General features: G+C 72.2%; 14 protein-coding genes. 5 read left to right on the forward strand and 9 right to left on the reverse strand.

The features are described 5' to 3' along the window. Positions 1-59: 59 nt before the first annotated feature. A complete protein-coding gene (locus tag OG329_RS31575) occupies positions 60-728 on the forward strand; it encodes a PhzF family phenazine biosynthesis protein (protein ID WP_405799789.1) in 669 nt (222 codons plus the stop codon). A gap of 13 nt (positions 729-741) precedes the next feature. Here OG329_RS31575 and OG329_RS31580 read toward each other — a convergent pair whose 3' ends face one another. Continuing rightward, complete coding sequence (locus OG329_RS31580) at positions 742-1416, reverse strand: heme oxygenase (biliverdin-producing) (protein ID WP_405799790.1); 675 nt, start codon at positions 1414-1416, stop codon at positions 742-744. A gap of 204 nt (positions 1417-1620) precedes the next feature. After that, positions 1621-2478 (reverse strand): type I methionyl aminopeptidase, encoded by an 858-nt coding sequence (map, locus tag OG329_RS31585; RefSeq protein ID WP_405799791.1) that lies wholly within the window; start codon positions 2476-2478, stop codon positions 1621-1623. A 70-nt stretch (positions 2479-2548) separates the two neighbouring features. On the opposite strand from map, the gene OG329_RS31590 reads away from it, so the two are divergent. Next, positions 2549-2779 carry a hypothetical protein gene (locus OG329_RS31590; RefSeq protein WP_405799792.1) on the forward strand — a complete coding sequence of 77 codons (231 nt, stop codon included), beginning with the start codon at positions 2549-2551 and terminating at the stop codon, positions 2777-2779. 428 nt (positions 2780-3207) lie between these two features. Here the strand turns inward: OG329_RS31590 and OG329_RS31595 are convergent, their stop codons facing one another. Together OG329_RS31595 and OG329_RS31600 are read right to left on the reverse strand one after the other, a co-directional pair. Further along, positions 3208-4551, reverse strand: a complete 1344-nt coding sequence (locus tag OG329_RS31595; RefSeq protein WP_405799793.1) for an MFS transporter — start codon at positions 4549-4551, stop codon at positions 3208-3210. Between the two features lie 43 nt (positions 4552-4594). Then, positions 4595-5266 (reverse strand): hypothetical protein, encoded by a 672-nt coding sequence (locus OG329_RS31600; protein ID WP_405799794.1) that lies wholly within the window; start codon positions 5264-5266, stop codon positions 4595-4597. A gap of 150 nt (positions 5267-5416) precedes the next feature. Here OG329_RS31600 and npdG point away from each other — a divergent pair, with 150 nt between their 5' ends. Next, the gene (npdG, locus tag OG329_RS31605) at positions 5417-6145 is read left to right on the forward strand and encodes an NADPH-dependent F420 reductase (RefSeq protein ID WP_405799795.1); all 729 of its coding nucleotides are present in this window, start codon (positions 5417-5419) and stop codon (positions 6143-6145) included. 138 nt (positions 6146-6283) lie between these two features. After that, entirely contained in the window at positions 6284-6472 is a 189-nt protein-coding gene (locus OG329_RS31610) for a hypothetical protein (RefSeq protein WP_405799796.1), read from the forward strand. A 15-nt stretch (positions 6473-6487) separates the two neighbouring features. On the opposite strand, the gene OG329_RS31615 is transcribed toward OG329_RS31610, so the two are convergent. Both OG329_RS31615 and OG329_RS31620 read right to left on the reverse strand, forming a co-directional pair. Further along, positions 6488-7135: an NAD(P)-dependent oxidoreductase gene (locus OG329_RS31615; RefSeq protein ID WP_405799797.1), complete on the reverse strand. Its 648-nt coding sequence runs from the start codon at positions 7133-7135 to the stop codon at positions 6488-6490. Between the two features lie 111 nt (positions 7136-7246). Beyond that, on the reverse strand, positions 7247-8047 hold the full coding sequence (locus OG329_RS31620) for a site-2 protease family protein (protein ID WP_405799798.1): 801 nt from the start codon (positions 8045-8047) through the stop codon (positions 7247-7249). Between the two features lie 138 nt (positions 8048-8185). Between OG329_RS31620 and OG329_RS31625 the strand changes: the two genes are divergently transcribed. Next, positions 8186-12097, forward strand: a complete 3912-nt coding sequence (locus tag OG329_RS31625) for an AfsR/SARP family transcriptional regulator (protein WP_405802124.1) — start codon at positions 8186-8188, stop codon at positions 12095-12097. Between the two features lie 92 nt (positions 12098-12189). Here the strand turns inward: OG329_RS31625 and OG329_RS31630 are convergent, their stop codons facing one another. The 3 genes from OG329_RS31630 to panB form a co-directional block, all read right to left on the reverse strand. After that, positions 12190-13059 (reverse strand): ABC transporter permease, encoded by an 870-nt coding sequence (locus OG329_RS31630; RefSeq protein WP_405799799.1) that lies wholly within the window; start codon positions 13057-13059, stop codon positions 12190-12192. Beyond that, entirely contained in the window at positions 13056-14090 is a 1035-nt protein-coding gene (locus OG329_RS31635) for an ATP-binding cassette domain-containing protein (RefSeq protein WP_405799800.1), read from the reverse strand. Before OG329_RS31635 ends, OG329_RS31630 begins: the two co-directional genes overlap by 4 nt. Before the next feature lie 183 nt (positions 14091-14273). Then, complete coding sequence (gene panB / locus OG329_RS31640; protein WP_405799801.1) at positions 14274-15134, reverse strand: 3-methyl-2-oxobutanoate hydroxymethyltransferase; 861 nt, start codon at positions 15132-15134, stop codon at positions 14274-14276. Between the last annotated feature and the right edge of the window lie 102 nt (positions 15135-15236).

Genomic DNA, 15236 nt, shown 5'->3' on the forward strand with positions numbered 1-15236 from the left:
GATCGCGGTACGGCCCTGCCCCGTCAGCCGCCCGGTGCACGTGATGCTTCAATGCCAGCGTGAACGACATCGGCAGCGGCGACATCGAAGTACTGAGTGTCTTCTGCGCGGGCGACGGCCGGTACGGCAACCCGCTCGGCGTCGTACGGGAGGGGAGAAACTACCCCGACGAGACGTCCCGGCAGGCGCTCGCCGCCCAACTCGGCTTCAGCGAGACCGTGTTCGTGGACGACCCCGAACGCGGCAACGTGGACATCTACACGCCCGGCCTGCGGCTGCTGTTCGCCGGGTACCCGCTCGTCGGGGCCGCCTGGCTGCTCGACCTGGAGGTCGTCAACCCGCCCGTCGGTGAGGTGTGGGTGCGCCAGGACGGCGAGTTCACCTGGATCACGGTGCGCCCCGAATGGTCCCCGCCGCGCATCCTGCGCCGCTACGACACGGTCGCCGAGGTCGACGCGCTCCCCGCCCCGCCGCCGGGCGAGGGCTGGCTCTACGCGTGGGCCTGGGAGGACGAGTCGGCCGGCCGGGTCAGGGCGCGGGGCTTCCCGCGCCGTGACGACGGCATCATGGAGGACGAGGCGACGGGCGCGGCGGCCCTGCTCCTCACCGCCGAGCTGGGCCGCGCGCTGAACATCACACAGGGCCGGGGGTCGCAGATCCTCACGGCCCCCGGCCCTGACGGCTGGATCGAGATCGGCGGACGCGTCCGGCTGCTCCCGCCCCGCTGAACGCTGAACTCCGTTACGCGCTGAGGGGGAACTCGCCGCCCAGCTCGCTGAACACGGCCCCGTTGAGATCGAACGCCCGCTTGCACTCGTCGGCGATGCGCTGCTTCTCCAGGTCGTCCACCGGCAGCGCGTCCAGCAGCTCGCGGTAGGCGCGCTTGAACGCCGCCGGGTTGGCGATCTCCTCGAAGACGTAGAACCGGACGCCGTCACCCTTGCGCGCGAAGCCCCAGGTCTTCTCCGCGATGTCGCGCACGACCTGGCCGCCGGAGAGATCCCCGAGATAGCGGGTGTAGTGGTGGGCGACATAGCCGCCGGGCCAGGTGCGGGCGCACTCGGTGATCCTCGCGGCGTACGCGGCGGTGGCCGGCAGCGGCTCAAGACCCTCGTGCCATTTGGCACCGCGCAGATGCGTCAGGTCGCGCTCCAGGGCGTCGGTGCGCATCAGCTCGGGCCGGATGAAGGGTCCGGCGACCGGATCCCGCTCCAGGATCCCGGCGGCGCTCTCCAGGGCCCGGTACACGAACCAGAGCTGTTCCGTGTAGCGCGCGTACGCCTCCACCCCGTAGCGCTTGCCCAGCAGGTCGCTCATGAACGTCGAGGTGTTCACCTCGGTGTGCTTCTCCAGCGTGGCGACACGGATGAGCGTGGAGAAGGGAGTCGCGGTGGTGGCGGCGTCGGTTGCGTCCAAGATGGGCCTCCGGGGACCGAGGGGGACGTAGAACCAGACCGAGATCCGGCGGGGCCAGCGGGGGCGCTTGCCTTCGCCGATCCTCCTACTTAGGCTTACCTAAGTCAACTGGTTCCCGACGTCCTGTCGGTAAAAGAGGTACCCCTTGACCACGCGGGGGACACCTGGCGCGCGAGTGACCCCCGTGAGCGGTCGGGCCTGTGGTCAGGGCAGGGTCAGGATCTCCGCGCCGGTGTCCGTCACCACGAGCGTGTGCTCGAACTGGGCGGTCCGCCTGCGGTCCTTCGTCACCACGGTCCAGCCGTCGTCCCACATGTCGTACTCGTGGGTCCCGAGCGTGAGCATCGGCTCGATGGTGAAGGTCATGCCGGGCCGCATGACGGTCGTCGCGTGCGGGCTGTCGTAGTGCGGGATGATCAGCCCGGAGTGGAAGGACGAGTTGATGCCGTGCCCGGTGAAGTCCCGGACGACCCCGTAACCGAAGCGCTTGGCGTACGACTCGATGACGCGGCCGATGACATTGACCTGCCGGCCGGGCCGCACAGCCTTGATGGCCCGGTTCAGGGCCTCCCGGGTCCGCTCCACCAGGAGCGCCGACTCCTCGTCGACGTCACCGCAGAGGTAGGTGGCGTTGTTGTCGCCGTGCACGCCGTTGATGAACGCGGTGACGTCGAGATTCACGATGTCACCGTCGCGCAGGACGGTGGAGTCCGGGATCCCGTGACAGATGACCTCGTTGACCGAGGTGCACAGCGACTTCGGGAACGCGCGGTAGCCGAGGGTGGAGGGATACGCCCCGTGGTCGACCATGAACTCGTGCGCGACCTTGTCGAGCGCGTCGGTCGTGACGCCGGGCGCGATGTGCCTCGCGGCCTCCTCCATCGCCTGCGCGGCGATCCGCCCGGCGATCCGCATCAGCTCGACGGTCTCGTCGGTCTGCACCTCAGGCCCGGTGTACGGGGTCGGCAGAGGCTTCCCGACGTACTCGGGACGCGGGATTCTTCCGGGAACGGAACGGACGGGGGAGAGTTCCCCGGGCACGAGCAGCGACTGGCCAGACATACCAGCGAGTCTAACCAGCGTGTCGAAGCCGCCGGTGGGGCAGCATGGCGTTCAGAGGAAGGAGCCGACGATGGCCCTGTTCAAGAAGCGCACGGTGGGCAAGCCGGGCGAGTGGTACTACTGCCTGGAGCACAAACGGGTCGAGGAGGGCCCCGACTGTCCGGCCAAGAACCGCTTCGGCCCGTACGCCTCGAGACAGGAGGCGGAACGCGCGATGGAGACGGCGGCCGAACGCAACCTCGACTGGGAGACGGACCCCCGCTGGCACGACAACCCCCCGAACCCCCCTGACAAGCCCTGACGACCATTTCGGGCCCGACTGGGGGCCACATCCAGCCCGTCCGGGGTCCGGGGACGGACCGGGCGGCCACTTCCAGCCCGTCCGGGGCCCGGGGACGGGCCGGGCGGCCACATCCAGCCCGTCCGGGGTCTGGCGACGGACCGGGCGGCCACTTCCAGCCCGTCCGGGGTCCGGGGACGGACCGGGCGGCCACTTCCAGCCCGTCCGGGGTCCGGGGACGGACCGGGCGGCCACTTCCAGCCCGTCCGGCGTTTGAGGACGGACCGCCGGCCCGGGGGGGCGGTTCCTGCCTGGGACCTGAGCCGGTGGGCGGGGCCGCGTTTCCAGCCCGTCCGGCGTTTGAGGACGGACCGCCCGCCCATGGCCCGGCTCCCGCCAGGGACCCGCCCGGCTCCCGCCCAGGGCCCCGCCCGGAGCCGGCTCCGCCTTCAGACGGCCGCCCCCGGCGAAGACGCGGGCGCCGGGCCCTCGGCGGCAGGCCCATCTCCGCCCCCGCCCGCAAGCTCCGCCTCCTGCCGCGCCTTGCGCCGCACCGCGTCCTCGTCCGTCTCCGAGTCGTACGTCATCAGCTTCGGCAGCACCGCCGCCAGCAAACCCACCGCCACCACGCACGCCACCCCGCCGCTCCAGACGGCGGGGCGGGTCCCGGTCCAGCCGGCCACCGTTCCCGCGCGGACCTGGCCGAGCTGCGGCCCCACGCTGTACGACAGCACCTCCAGGCCCGCCAGCCTGCCCCGCAGCTCCTCGGGGATGGTCTGGTTCCAGATCGTCGAGCGGCCCAGCCCGCTGAGCATGTCGCCGGCGCCCGCCAGCATCAGGCAGAACAGCACCAGCCAGATGTTCGGCATCAGGCCCGCCAGGGTCATCGCCAGACCCCAGCCACCCGCGCCGAGCACCACCATCAGACCGTGCCGCCGGACATTCGAGGCCCAGCCGCTGGTCAGGCTGATCAGTACGGAGCCGAGCGGGATCGCCCCGTACATCAGGCCGAGCGCCCACTCCGCGTCCAGGTCCTCCGCCAGGAAGGGGAAGATCGCGAGCGGGAAGGCGAAGAACATGGCGCTCAGGTCGATCACGTACGTGCCCAGCAGCACCGGCTTGCTCCACGCGTACCGCGCGCCTTCGGCTATCCCGCGCAGCGACGGCTTCGCCGCCTCCTTGGAAGGCGGCGCCGGTCGCAGCCGCAGACACATCAGTACGGAGGCGACGAACCCGGTCACGGTCAGCGCGTACGCCGTCGCCGCCCCGGAGAAGGCGACCACCACACCGGCCGTCGCCGGACCGGCGACCGCCGCGGTCTGCCAGCGCAGCGCGTTGAGCGCGGCCGCCGCCGTCAGTTGGGCGTGCGGCACGATCCGCGCGATCAGGGAGTCCAGCGCGGGCCGCTGGATGCCCGCCAGGGCGGAGACGCCCGCGGCCACGACGTACAGCGGCCAGAGCGCCGGCCGCGGCAGCAGCGCGTTGATCAGCAGGACGACGGCGAGCAGCCCGAGGCCCGCCTCCGAGAGGAGGATCAGCTTGCGGCGGTCGACCGCGTCGGCGAGCGCGCCGCCGTACAGCCCGAAAACGATCAGCGGGACCAGCTCGACGGCGCCCATCGCGCCGACCGCGAGCGGCGAGTCCGTGAGGTCCTTGATCTGGAGCGGCAGCGCGATCATGGCCATGGAGCTGCCGAAGTACGTCACCAGGCCCTGGATCCACAGGAGTCGGAACTCGCGCAGTGTGCGCAGCGGAGTGAGGTCCGGGAGGATCGCGGAGAGCTTTCTGGTCACGGGAGGCCATGCTGCGCCGTGACTGTCGTACCGGGCAACTCCATTACCAGCGGCCCGGCGGCGGCGACGTCAACTGGTCGGCGAGCCGGGACAGTCGGTCCCGGAAGCGGAGCCTGCCGCGCGTCGTGGGCAGGCTGTTCTCGCCGGCCGCCGCGCTGACCAGGTGCTGCACCATGTCGAGGTCGACGCCGTCGGCCGCGTCCGTACCGACCGTTCCCTCCCCCTCCGCCTCCCCCTCCCTCTCCCCGCCCGCCGCCCGTACGTCCGGGGCGATCGTGAGCGCGTCGTGCGCCAGTCCCACCACCTCGGGGTCCCCGCTGCCCAGCGACAGGACCGTCGCCCCCGCCCTGCGCGCGTCGTGCACCCGCTCCAACAGCCCGCCGTCCGGCCGCTCCGGCGCCACCAGCAGCAGCGTCTCGCCCCGGCCCGCACCTTCCAGCCTGCCCAGCCCGACGGCCAGGTGCGCGGGGTCGGCGGGCCGTACCCGGTGCCGTACGAGCAGCGGTGCCAGCTCCGGGCGGCCGGACCACGCCGCCTCGTCCACGAGGTGCGCGGCCAGGTGCCACGGCTCGTACGCCTGTGTCCCGACCAGCAGCAGCCCGCCCCCGTTCGGGACGACGGAGGACCGCAGGGACGCGGCGAACCGGCGGGTCGCCGCCGGCCACCGCGTACCGGCCAGGACTTCACGCAGCAGGGCGACGCGTACGGCATCCATGGGCCGGGATCCTGCCGCAGCGCCACGCTCCGCGCCGGGGGTCGGCGTCGCGTCACCCGAACGGGCCACCCGTGGCCGCGCGGGAGCCGCGCGGGCCGGGCCGGGTGGCGCCCGTACGGACCGGGATCGGCGAGAAGTACTGTCGGGGTCATGACCTCTACTGACAGTGGCAGCACGCCGAAGCCTCCCGCCAAGGATCCCTGGGAGCTTCCCGACGTTTCGGATCTGACCGTCGGTGTGCTCGGCGGCACCGGCGACCAAGGGCGCGGGCTCGCCTACCGGCTGGCGCGGGCCGGGCAGAAAGTGATCATCGGCTCCCGCGCCGCCGAGCGCGCCGAGGCGGCGGCGGCCGAACTCGGCGCCGGGGCCGGGGCCGGTGTCGCCGTCGAGGGCGCCGACAACGCCGAGTGCGCGCGCCGCAGCGACATCGTCATCATCGCCGTGCCGTGGGACGGCCACGCCAAGACGCTTCAATCGCTCAAGGACGAACTCGCGGGCAAGCTCGTCGTGGACTGCGTCAACCCGCTCGGCTTCGACAAGAAGGGTGCCTACGCGCTGAAGCCGGAGGAGGGCAGCGCCGCCGAACAGGCCGCCGCCCTGCTGCCCGGCTCACGCGTGACCGCCGCCTTCCACCATCTGTCCGCCGTGCTGCTCCAGGACCCCGCGGTCGAGCGGATCGACACCGATGTGATGGTGCTCGGCGAGGTACGGGCCGACACCGACATCGTGCAGGCGCTGGCGGCGCGTATCCCCGGTATGCGTGGGGTGTTCGCGGGACGGCTGCGCAACGCGCACCAGGTGGAGTCGCTGGTGGCGAACCTGATCTCGGTCAACCGCCGTTACAAGGCGCACGCGGGCCTGCGCGTCACCGACGTCTGAGGCCGCCCGGCACCCGTGATCCGGCGCTCGAAAGCGGCCGGACCTGAGCGCGGGCGGGACATGCGGGTGGGGGACACTGGACGGGCGCCGTACGCGCGTGCGCGCACGCCCCTCACGCCCCCGACAGGAGCCGACCCCATGCCCCGCCTCGCTCTCTACGCCCTCGCTGTCTGCCTCCTGGCCATCGCGGCGGCCGTGGTGTCCTTCGTGCGGGGGGAGACATGGCTCGGCGTCGTCTGGGTGCTGCTCGCCGGGCTGTCCTCGAACATGGTGTTCTACTTCATCCGGTCGGCACGCGTCCGCGAAGCCCGGCAAGACACCCCTTAGGGTCCAGGCCGCGGCTCAGTGGCAGAGGTTGACCTGTGCCCTGTGGTGGTCGTTCTTCTCGATCAGGTCGACGAACCCGAGTGCGTAGTCCGCGGCGGAGATCGCGCCGCCGTCCTCGGGCTCGACCGCGACCTCGTCGCCGAGCCGGTAGCGGCCGAGTCGTTCGCCGGGCTGATCCGCGCCGAACCTCGCCGCCGGGCTCACAAAGACCCAGTCGAGTGTCGCGGGCGTGGCCGGCAGGTCCTCGATGATGAGCCCGGCTCCGGCGCGGACCTCGTCCAGGACCTCCGCGGGGATGTGGCTGAGGTCGGTGGCGAAGCGGTCCGCCCCGGGGGCGGGGCGCAGCGACGAGTAGCCGCCGACGACGAACAGGCGTGAGCCCGCGGCATCGGCCAGCCGCCCGAGGGTCCTGTAGGCGTCGCGGAAGGTGCCGGCGAGCGCGCCGCGTGGGGCGATCGCGCCCGCGACGACGTCCGCGCCCTCGATGGGTGCCGAGAGCGTCGCTTCGTCGGTGACGTCGCCTTCTACATAGGTCACGTTCGGGATCGGCGCGTCGGGGAGCGAGCGGCTGAGGGAGGTGACCTGGTGACCGCGGGAAGCGGCCTCCGCGACGATGGCCGACCCGGCGTAGCCGGTGCCGCCGATGACGGTGATGCGAGACACGGGGTGCCTTTCCACGGCGCGGGTGGCGTCGGACGACGCGCTGCTTTCCGTACGAAAGTAGCTCTCCTCCGGGGCGGGGGCACCTTGTGGCAACGCCGCATCGGACAGGACCTAGCTGACGAACGACTGACAGAATTCGTTACGCGTCGTCCAGAAGCGGTAGAAGTCCTGGCCGCAGTACGTCTCCAGGTCGGAGATGCCGAGCCCGCTCAGGATCGCGTCGATCCCGTCGAAGAACGCGCGGTTCACCTCGGGGATGAAGAGGATGCCGAAGACCGCGAGCAGCCCGAACGGCGCGAACGGCTCCACCTGCGCGCGGAACTTGCGTGACAGCCACGGCTCGATCACGCCGTAGCCGTCAAGTCCCGGCACCGGCAGGAAGTTGAGGATCGCCGCCGTCACCTGGAGCAGCGCGAGGAACGCGAGCGCGAAGCGGAAGGTCGCCGGTACGCCGTCGAGCGCGTCCAGCCAGAACGGCGCCGTGCAGACGAGCGCGAACACGACGTTCGTCAGCGGGCCGGCCGCCGAGATCAGACTGTGCCGCCACCGGCCCCGGATGCGGCTGCGCTCGATGAAGACCGCGCCACCCGGCAGACCGATGCCGCCCATGATGACGAAGATCACCGGGAGCACGATGCTCAGCAACGCGTGTGTGTACTTGAGGGGGTTGAGCGTCAGATACCCCTTGGCGCCGATGGAGATGTCGCCGCTGTGCAGGGCGGTGCGCGCGTGCGCGTACTCGTGCAGACAGAGCGAGACGATCCACGCGGACGTGACGAAGAGGAAGACCGCGATACGGGCGTCGGCGGCGAAGTCCGTCCACACCGCCCATCCCGTGACCGCCGTGACGGCGGCGATCCCGAGGAAGACGGGACTGATCCGCCGGTCGCGACGGGAGGATGCGATGCTCATGCGCGACTCCTTCGCGGTCCTTGCGGTGACGGGTAACCGTACAGGCGACACGGCGAAAACGTCTCGCGTACGGGGGTTGGTTCCGGTGAGGCTGGGCGTATGGACACGGCGGACTTGGGGGAGCGGGCGGCCGACCGAATGGCCGTAACGGACAATGGTGGGGTGCGCTACCGGCTTCTCGGCCCCACGCGGGCACTGCGCGCCGACGGCACCCCGTACGCCGTCGGCGGTTCCAGGCTGCGCGCGCTGCTGACCGTGCTGGCGCTGCGGCCCGGCCGGACGATCCCGGTGGCCACGCTCGTGGACGAGGTCTGGGACGGCGACACACCCGCGGACGCGGCGGGCGCGCTCCAGGCCCTGGTCAGCCGGCTGCGGCGGGCACTGGGGGCCGGGACGGTCGTCTCCGACGGCGGCGGCTACCGGCTGTGCGCCGACGAGGACGACGTGGACCTGTACCGCTTCGTGCGGCTCACGGCCGAGGGGGTCAGGGCCCTGGACGACGGCAGCCCCGATCGGGCGGCCGACCTGCTGGACGAGGCGCTCGGGCTGTGGCACGGTCCCGCGCTGTCCGACCTGCCCGACCGCAGGGCGGAGTCGGCGCGCTGGGAGGCCCGCAAGCTGGGCGCCCGCCGGGCCAGGCTCACGGCGGCGCTCGCGCTCGGCCGCGCGGAGGAGGCGCTGCCGGAGCTGGCGGCGCTGTGCGACGAGCACCCGATCGACGAACTGCTCCAGGCGCTGCGCGTCCGCGCGCTGCGGGCGGTGGGGCGCACGGCGGAGGCCCTGTCGGCGTACGAGGACATCCGCCGCGACCTGGCGACCCGCCTGGGCATGGACCCGGGCCCCGAACTGCGGGCGCTGCACGAGGAGTTGCTGAACCCGGACGCGTACGGGCATGCCGACGACCGCACGCACCGCGCGGGGCGGCCCGGTGGCGGGACGCACTCCGGCGGCGGCCCGTCGCGGGGGTCTGTGGGGCCGGGCGGTGGATCTCATGCGGACGGTGCCACGCAGGGCGGTGACGGTGCCCGTGCGGGGTCGTACGGCCCCGCGGGCCGTGGCGGCAGCCCGGCGGGCGACCGGGGCGACGGGTCGCACCTGAGCGGTCCCACCGCCGACCGGACGGGGCCGTCCGGTCGGGCCGACGAATCCCGCCGTGCCGATTCGGCGGACGGAACTCATTCCGTCGGTGGCGCGCCGGACGGTGCTCCGGGCGTCGTCCCCGGCGGTGACCGCATCCCTGCGGGGCCGTCCGGTCCGGCCGACGCGTCCCGCCTTGTCGGTCACCCGCCGTCGCCCGGCTCTGCCGGTCCGGCGGAGCCGGACACCTCCGCGACCAGCCCCGCCCCCGCTCCGTACGGTGCGGGGCGTGCCGCGCCCCGCGAGGAAGCGGGTTCCGACCCCGTGTCGACCCCGCACGGCACGTCGTCCGGCCCTGACGCCCCTGGCTCCGGAACCGGTCCCGCGCCGGCCGCGCACGGTCCGGCGGCGGCTCCGGACACGTCCGGGGCCAACCCCGTGCACCCGTCCCCGCCCCTCGGCAACCTCCGGGCCCGGATCAACAGTTTTGTCGGGCGGGAGGACGACATGGCCGCCCTTCGGGGGGATCTGCGGGACGCGCGGCTCGTGACGTTGCTCGGGGCCGGTGGGGCCGGGAAGACGCGGTTGTCGCAGGAGGTCGCCGCCGGGGCCGAGGGCGTGGACGGCGGGTGGCCCGACGGGGTGTGGCTCGTGGAACTCGCTCCCGTCGACGATCCGGCGACCGTCCCCGAGGTCGTCCTCGTCGCGCTCGGCGCCCGCGAGACCGTGCTGCGCGGCGCCGGGGCCGAGGGGCTGCGGGCAGTCGATCCGGGCGCCAACGACCCCCTCGTACGCCTGGTCGAGCACTGCTCGCGCCGCCGCATGCTGCTCCTGCTCGACAACTGCGAGCACGTCGTGCACGCCGCCGCCCAACTGACCGAGGAGTTGCTGGCCCGCTGCCCCGGCGTGAGAGTCCTCGCCACCAGCCGGGAGCCGCTGGGCGTGCCCGGCGAGGTCGTACGCCCGGTGGGCCCGCTGCCGGAACCGATGGCGCTGCGGCTGCTCGCCGACCGTGGCGCCGCCGCCCGGCCCGGCTTCCGTACCGACGAGGACCCGGCCGCCGCCGACGAGATCTGCCGGCGGCTCGACGGGCTGCCGCTCGCGATCGAACTGGCCGCCGCCCGGCTGCGGATGCTCACCCCCCGGCAGATCGCCGACCGCCTGGACGACCGCTTCCGGCTGCTGACCGGCGGCAGCCGCACCGTACTGCCCCGGCAGCAGACGCTGCGCGCCGTCGTGGACTGGTCGTGGGATCTGCTCGACCCCGCCGAGCGCGGCGCGCTGGCCGCCCTGTCCGTCTTCGCGGGCGGCTGCGACCTCGCCGCCGCCGAAGCCGTGTGCGGGCCCGACGCGCTCGAACTGCTCGGCTCGCTCGTGGACAAGTCCCTCGTGATCGCCGCCCCCGCCCCGGACGGCACGATGCGCTACCGGCTGCTGGAGACCGTGCTGGAGTACGCCGGTGAGCGGCTGGACGAGTCCGGTGAGCGCCCCGCCGCCGAGCGCCGCCATCTCGTCCACTTCCGGGAGCTGGCCCGCGGCGCCGACCCGAAGCTGCGCGGGCCCGAACAGGCCCACTGGATCACCCGGATGACGCAGGAGTACGAGAATCTGCGCACCGCGCTGCGGCGTGCCGTCGCCGACCGGGACGAGCACGAGGCGCTGTGCCTGGTGCACTCGCTCGCCTTCTACTGGCAGATCCGCGATCTGCGCGGCGACGCGCGGCACTGGTCGCGCGCCGTCGCGGACCTCGGCCCCGACCCCTTCGCCGCGCCGACCGTCCCCGCGCCGCCCGTGTACGAGCAGTGCACGGACGCCCCGCCGCCGATGGCGCCCGAGGTGCTGCTGGAGGCGCGGCGCGGGGTCCGGCTGATCCATCTGGCCAGCATGAACCACGAGTTCGACGAGTGGACCTCGCCCGAGGCCATGGAGTGGCTGCGCCGCGTCAGCGAGGTCTACCGGCCGGGTCTGCCGCAGACCTGCCGTACGCCCGGCTCGCTCTGGTTCTTCGCGGTCATGCTGACAGGGCAGGCCGGCCAGCTCCGCGAGTTGATCGACGCGCGGGTGAAGGCGTGCCGGGACTTCGGTTACGAGTGGGAGCTGGCCTCCGCTCTCCAGGTGCGGGCCAACATCCTCGCCAATCGCACCGAGTGGGTCGGCGACGCGGGCCGGGACGCCGATGAGAGCCTGGAGATCTTCACCCGGCTCGGTGACGCGTGGGGCGCCGCCGAGGCGCTGTCGGCGCGCGCCGAAGCCCATGAACGCAACGGTGACTTCGCCCGTGCCACCGACGACTTCCTCGCCGCCATCGAGAACACGCGACTGCTCGGCGTGGAGTCCCAGGTCGCGCTCCTGCGCACGCGCCTGGCGGGCGTCATGATGGAGACGGGCGCGGGCGACGAGGCCGAGACGATGCTGCGCGAGATCCTGGCCCAGCACAACCGGCACGACTACGAGGCGGAACCGGCCGCCCGGCTCTTTCTGGCGATCTGGCTCGGCCGCAGCGGGCGCTCCACCGAGGCACGCCGTGAACTGGACCGGCTGCGTGAGGAGTTCAAACACTCCAACCTGGCCATTTTCGAGGGATTCGTCTTCGGCCTGCTCGCCTGGCTGGAGAATCTTCAGGCCCGTTACGCGGCCGGGCTCGACTGGTCGCGGCAGGCGCTGGACCGGTCGAACGACGCGATGTCGCGGATCGTGGCCCCGCAGATGGCCGCGGTCCATCTGCTGGTCGCGGGCTGGTCGTTGGCCGGGCTCGGTGGTCCGGAGCGGGTCCGCGACGGGGCCCGGCTGATCGGCGCGTACGAGACGCATCTGCCGCGCGGTCACTTCCGGGCCTCGCAGGAGCGCGAGAGCCGGCAGGCGGCCGAGGCGGCCGTCCGGGCCGCCGGCCTGGACGGCGCCGCGTACGAAAAGGCCCTCGCCGAGGGCCGCGCTCTCACCCTCGCCGAGGCTTTCGCCGTCGTCGGCGCCTGACACGTCCCCGGGGCATACGTCCCCGGGGCATACATCGGGGCACATGTCTCCGGGCGGGCCCGGCTCCCCCCGGAGCCGGGCCCGCCCGCGCGTCAGGTCCTCTTGCGGAACTTGGCCACCGCGATCGGCGCCGTCACCAGCGTGATCACCGCCGACCAGGCCAGTGTCATCCACAGGTCGTGGGCGACGGGGCCGCCGATGAACAGCCCGCGCGCCGCGTCGGCCAGATTCGACAGCGGGTTGTAGTCCGTGAAGGTCTGGAGCCAGTCCGGCATCGTCGACGGCGGGGTGAAGATCGAGGAGCCGAACTGGAGCGGCGTCAGCACCAGCATGCCCACACCCTGGACCGCCTGCGCCGTCTTCACACTCAGCCCGATCAGGATGAAGATCCACATCAGCGACGCGCCGAACAGCAGCGACAGCCCTATGGCGCCCAGCACTTCGAGCGCCGAGGTCTCGATCTCCATACCGAGCACGAAGCCCACGGCCAGCAGGATCGCGAAGGCGACCACCATCCGGCCGACCTCGACCACGATCTTCGCGATGAGGACCGACGACCGGGCGATCGGCATCGTCCGGAACCGGTCCATGACCCCCTTCTGGAAGTCCTCGTTGATTCCGGATCCCACCGCCATCGAGACGTTGAGCCCCATCATCGCCATCAGGCCGGGGACCAGATAGCTCACGTACTCGGACTGGTTGCCCTTGCCCGCGACGGCCCCGCCGAAGACGAAGACGAACAGCAGAGTGAAGATGATCGGCATCAGCAGGACGTCGAACATCGCCTCCGGATTCTGCTTGATCTGGAGGGCGTTACGGCGCGTGAGGGCACCGATGTGCCGCAGATTGGCCCGCAGAGAGATCCGGCCCTCGTCGGCGGCGCCACGGGGGGCGCGGAGGGACCGCTCGGGCCCGGGGGACGGCTCGGAGTCCGTCACCTTCGTCGTCGTCACCGCACTCATGCCGCGACCTCCTTCGGCTGCGCGTCGTCGTGGGCGCCGTCGCGCACGTCGTCGGTCTGTTCGCTCGTCTTCTGGCCCGTGATCGCCAGGAACACCTCGTCCAGGCTGGGCAGATGGGTGCCGATGTGCGCGATGTCGAAGCCGCGCGCGCCCAACAGGCCGATCACGGCGGTCAGTTGCTCATCGGCGAGAATCGGCACGAACAGCATGCCGTCGTGGATCTGCGACCCCGCGATGCCGTCCAGGCCGGTCTCGCTCAACGCCCGTGCCATCTCGGGCAGTCGGCCGGGGTCGGTCGGGCGGACCTCCAGGGTCCGGCCGCCGACCTTCGCCTTCAACTCGTCGACCTGACCGCCCGCGACGACCCGGCCGCGGTCGATGACCGTCAGCTCGCTCGCGAGCTGTTCGGCCTCTTCCATGTACTGCGTGGTGAGCAGGACGGTCACACCGTCGGAGACCATCCGCTTGACCTCGGCCCACACCTCGTTGCGCGTACGGGGGTCGAGGCCCGTCGTCGGCTCGTCCAGATAGAGCACCGCGGGCTCCCCGATCATCGAGGCCGCGAGGTCCAGGCGCCTGCGCATACCGCCGGAGTACTGGAGCACCGGCCTCTTCGCCGCCTCGGTGAGCGAGAACCGCTCCAGCAGCTCGTCCGCCCGCTTGCGGGCGGCCGTACGGGGCAGATCGAGCAGCCGCCCGATCATGTACAAGTTCTCCCAGCCGGACAGCTTCTCGTCCACCGAGGCGTACTGCCCGGTGAGGCCGATGGTGCGGCGGAGCTGTCGCGGCTGCTTCACCACGTCGTAACCGGCCACGACCGCCGTACCGGCGTCGGGCAGGATCAGGGTGGACAGGCAGCGTACGAGGGTGGTCTTGCCGGCGCCGTTGGGGCCGAGGACACCGAGGACCGTGCCCTCGCGCACGTCCAGGTCCACGCCGTCCAGCGCCTTGGTCGCACCGTAGTGCTTGACCAGGCCCCGCACCGTGACGGCCGTGGTGCCGCCGGCAGGGATTGTGTCGATTCGCGTCATGCCGTCGATCCTGGCAGCCGCCACTGACAACCGACCGACATCCGACGAACAACCGACCGACAGGACACCGACAGCCATCTGTCGGGGGACCGCGAACGCCGACAGCCCGCCGATGGGGGATGTCGGCGGGCTGTCTTCTCGTGCGGCAGTGGCTGCTGTGGTGAGCCAGGCCCTCCGGCGGGCCTAGTGGAAGGTGTGCTCCTCCTGCGGGAACGTTCCTCCGACGACGTCGTCCGCGAACGCCTTCGCGGCGTCCCCGAGCGTCCGGCGCAGGTTCGTGTACTGCTTGGTGAAGCGCGGCACCTTCCCGCCCGTGAGCCCCACCATGTCCGTGTAGACGAGCACCTGCGCGTCGGTGTCGGGACCGGCGCCGATGCCGATGGTCGGGATCTCCAGCGACCGGGTGATCTCGGCGGCGACCTCGGCGGGCACCAGTTCCAGCACCACCGCGAACGCGCCCGCCGCCTGCGCGGCCTTGGCGTCGTGCAGCAGTCGGTGCGCCGCCTCGTCGCCGCGGCCCTGCACCCGGTAGCCCAGGGTGTTCACGGACTGCGGCGTCAGGCCCAGGTGCGACATCACCGGGATGCCGGCCTGGACGAGCAGCTCCGTCTGCGGCAGCGAGCGCTCCCCGCCCTCCAGCTTGACCGCGCCGACCCCGGCGTCCTTGACCAGGCGCGTGGCGCTGCGCAGGGCCTGTACGGGGCCTTCCTGGTACGAGCCGAAGGGGAGGTCGCCGACGACGAGGGCGCGCTTGGTGCCCCGTACGACGGCGGCGGACAGCATCGTCATCTCGTCGAGCGTGACGGGGACCGTCGTCTCGTAGCCGAGATGGACGTTGCCCATCGAGTCGCCGACGAGCATGACCGGGATGCCGGCCTCGTCGAAGACGGACGCGGTCATCGCGTCGTAGGCGGTGAGCATGGGCCACTTCTCGCCGCGTCGCTTGGCGGCGGCGATGTCGTGGACGGTGACGCGGCGGGTGCCCGTGCCGCCGTAGAGCGACTTGGGGTCACGTGATGGGGTCTGCGCAGCCTCGAACGTCATGGCTTACGGCTCCTTCGTCATCTCGAGGCACCCTGACGGTGTCCCCGGACCGTCTCCATGGTGGCATCCGCGCACCACCGACGGGAAGTGGGGCTACTCCGT

The organism is Streptomyces sp. NBC_01506 (assembly GCF_045040295.1).
Taxonomy (GTDB): Bacteria; Actinomycetota; Actinomycetes; order Streptomycetales; family Streptomycetaceae; genus Streptomyces.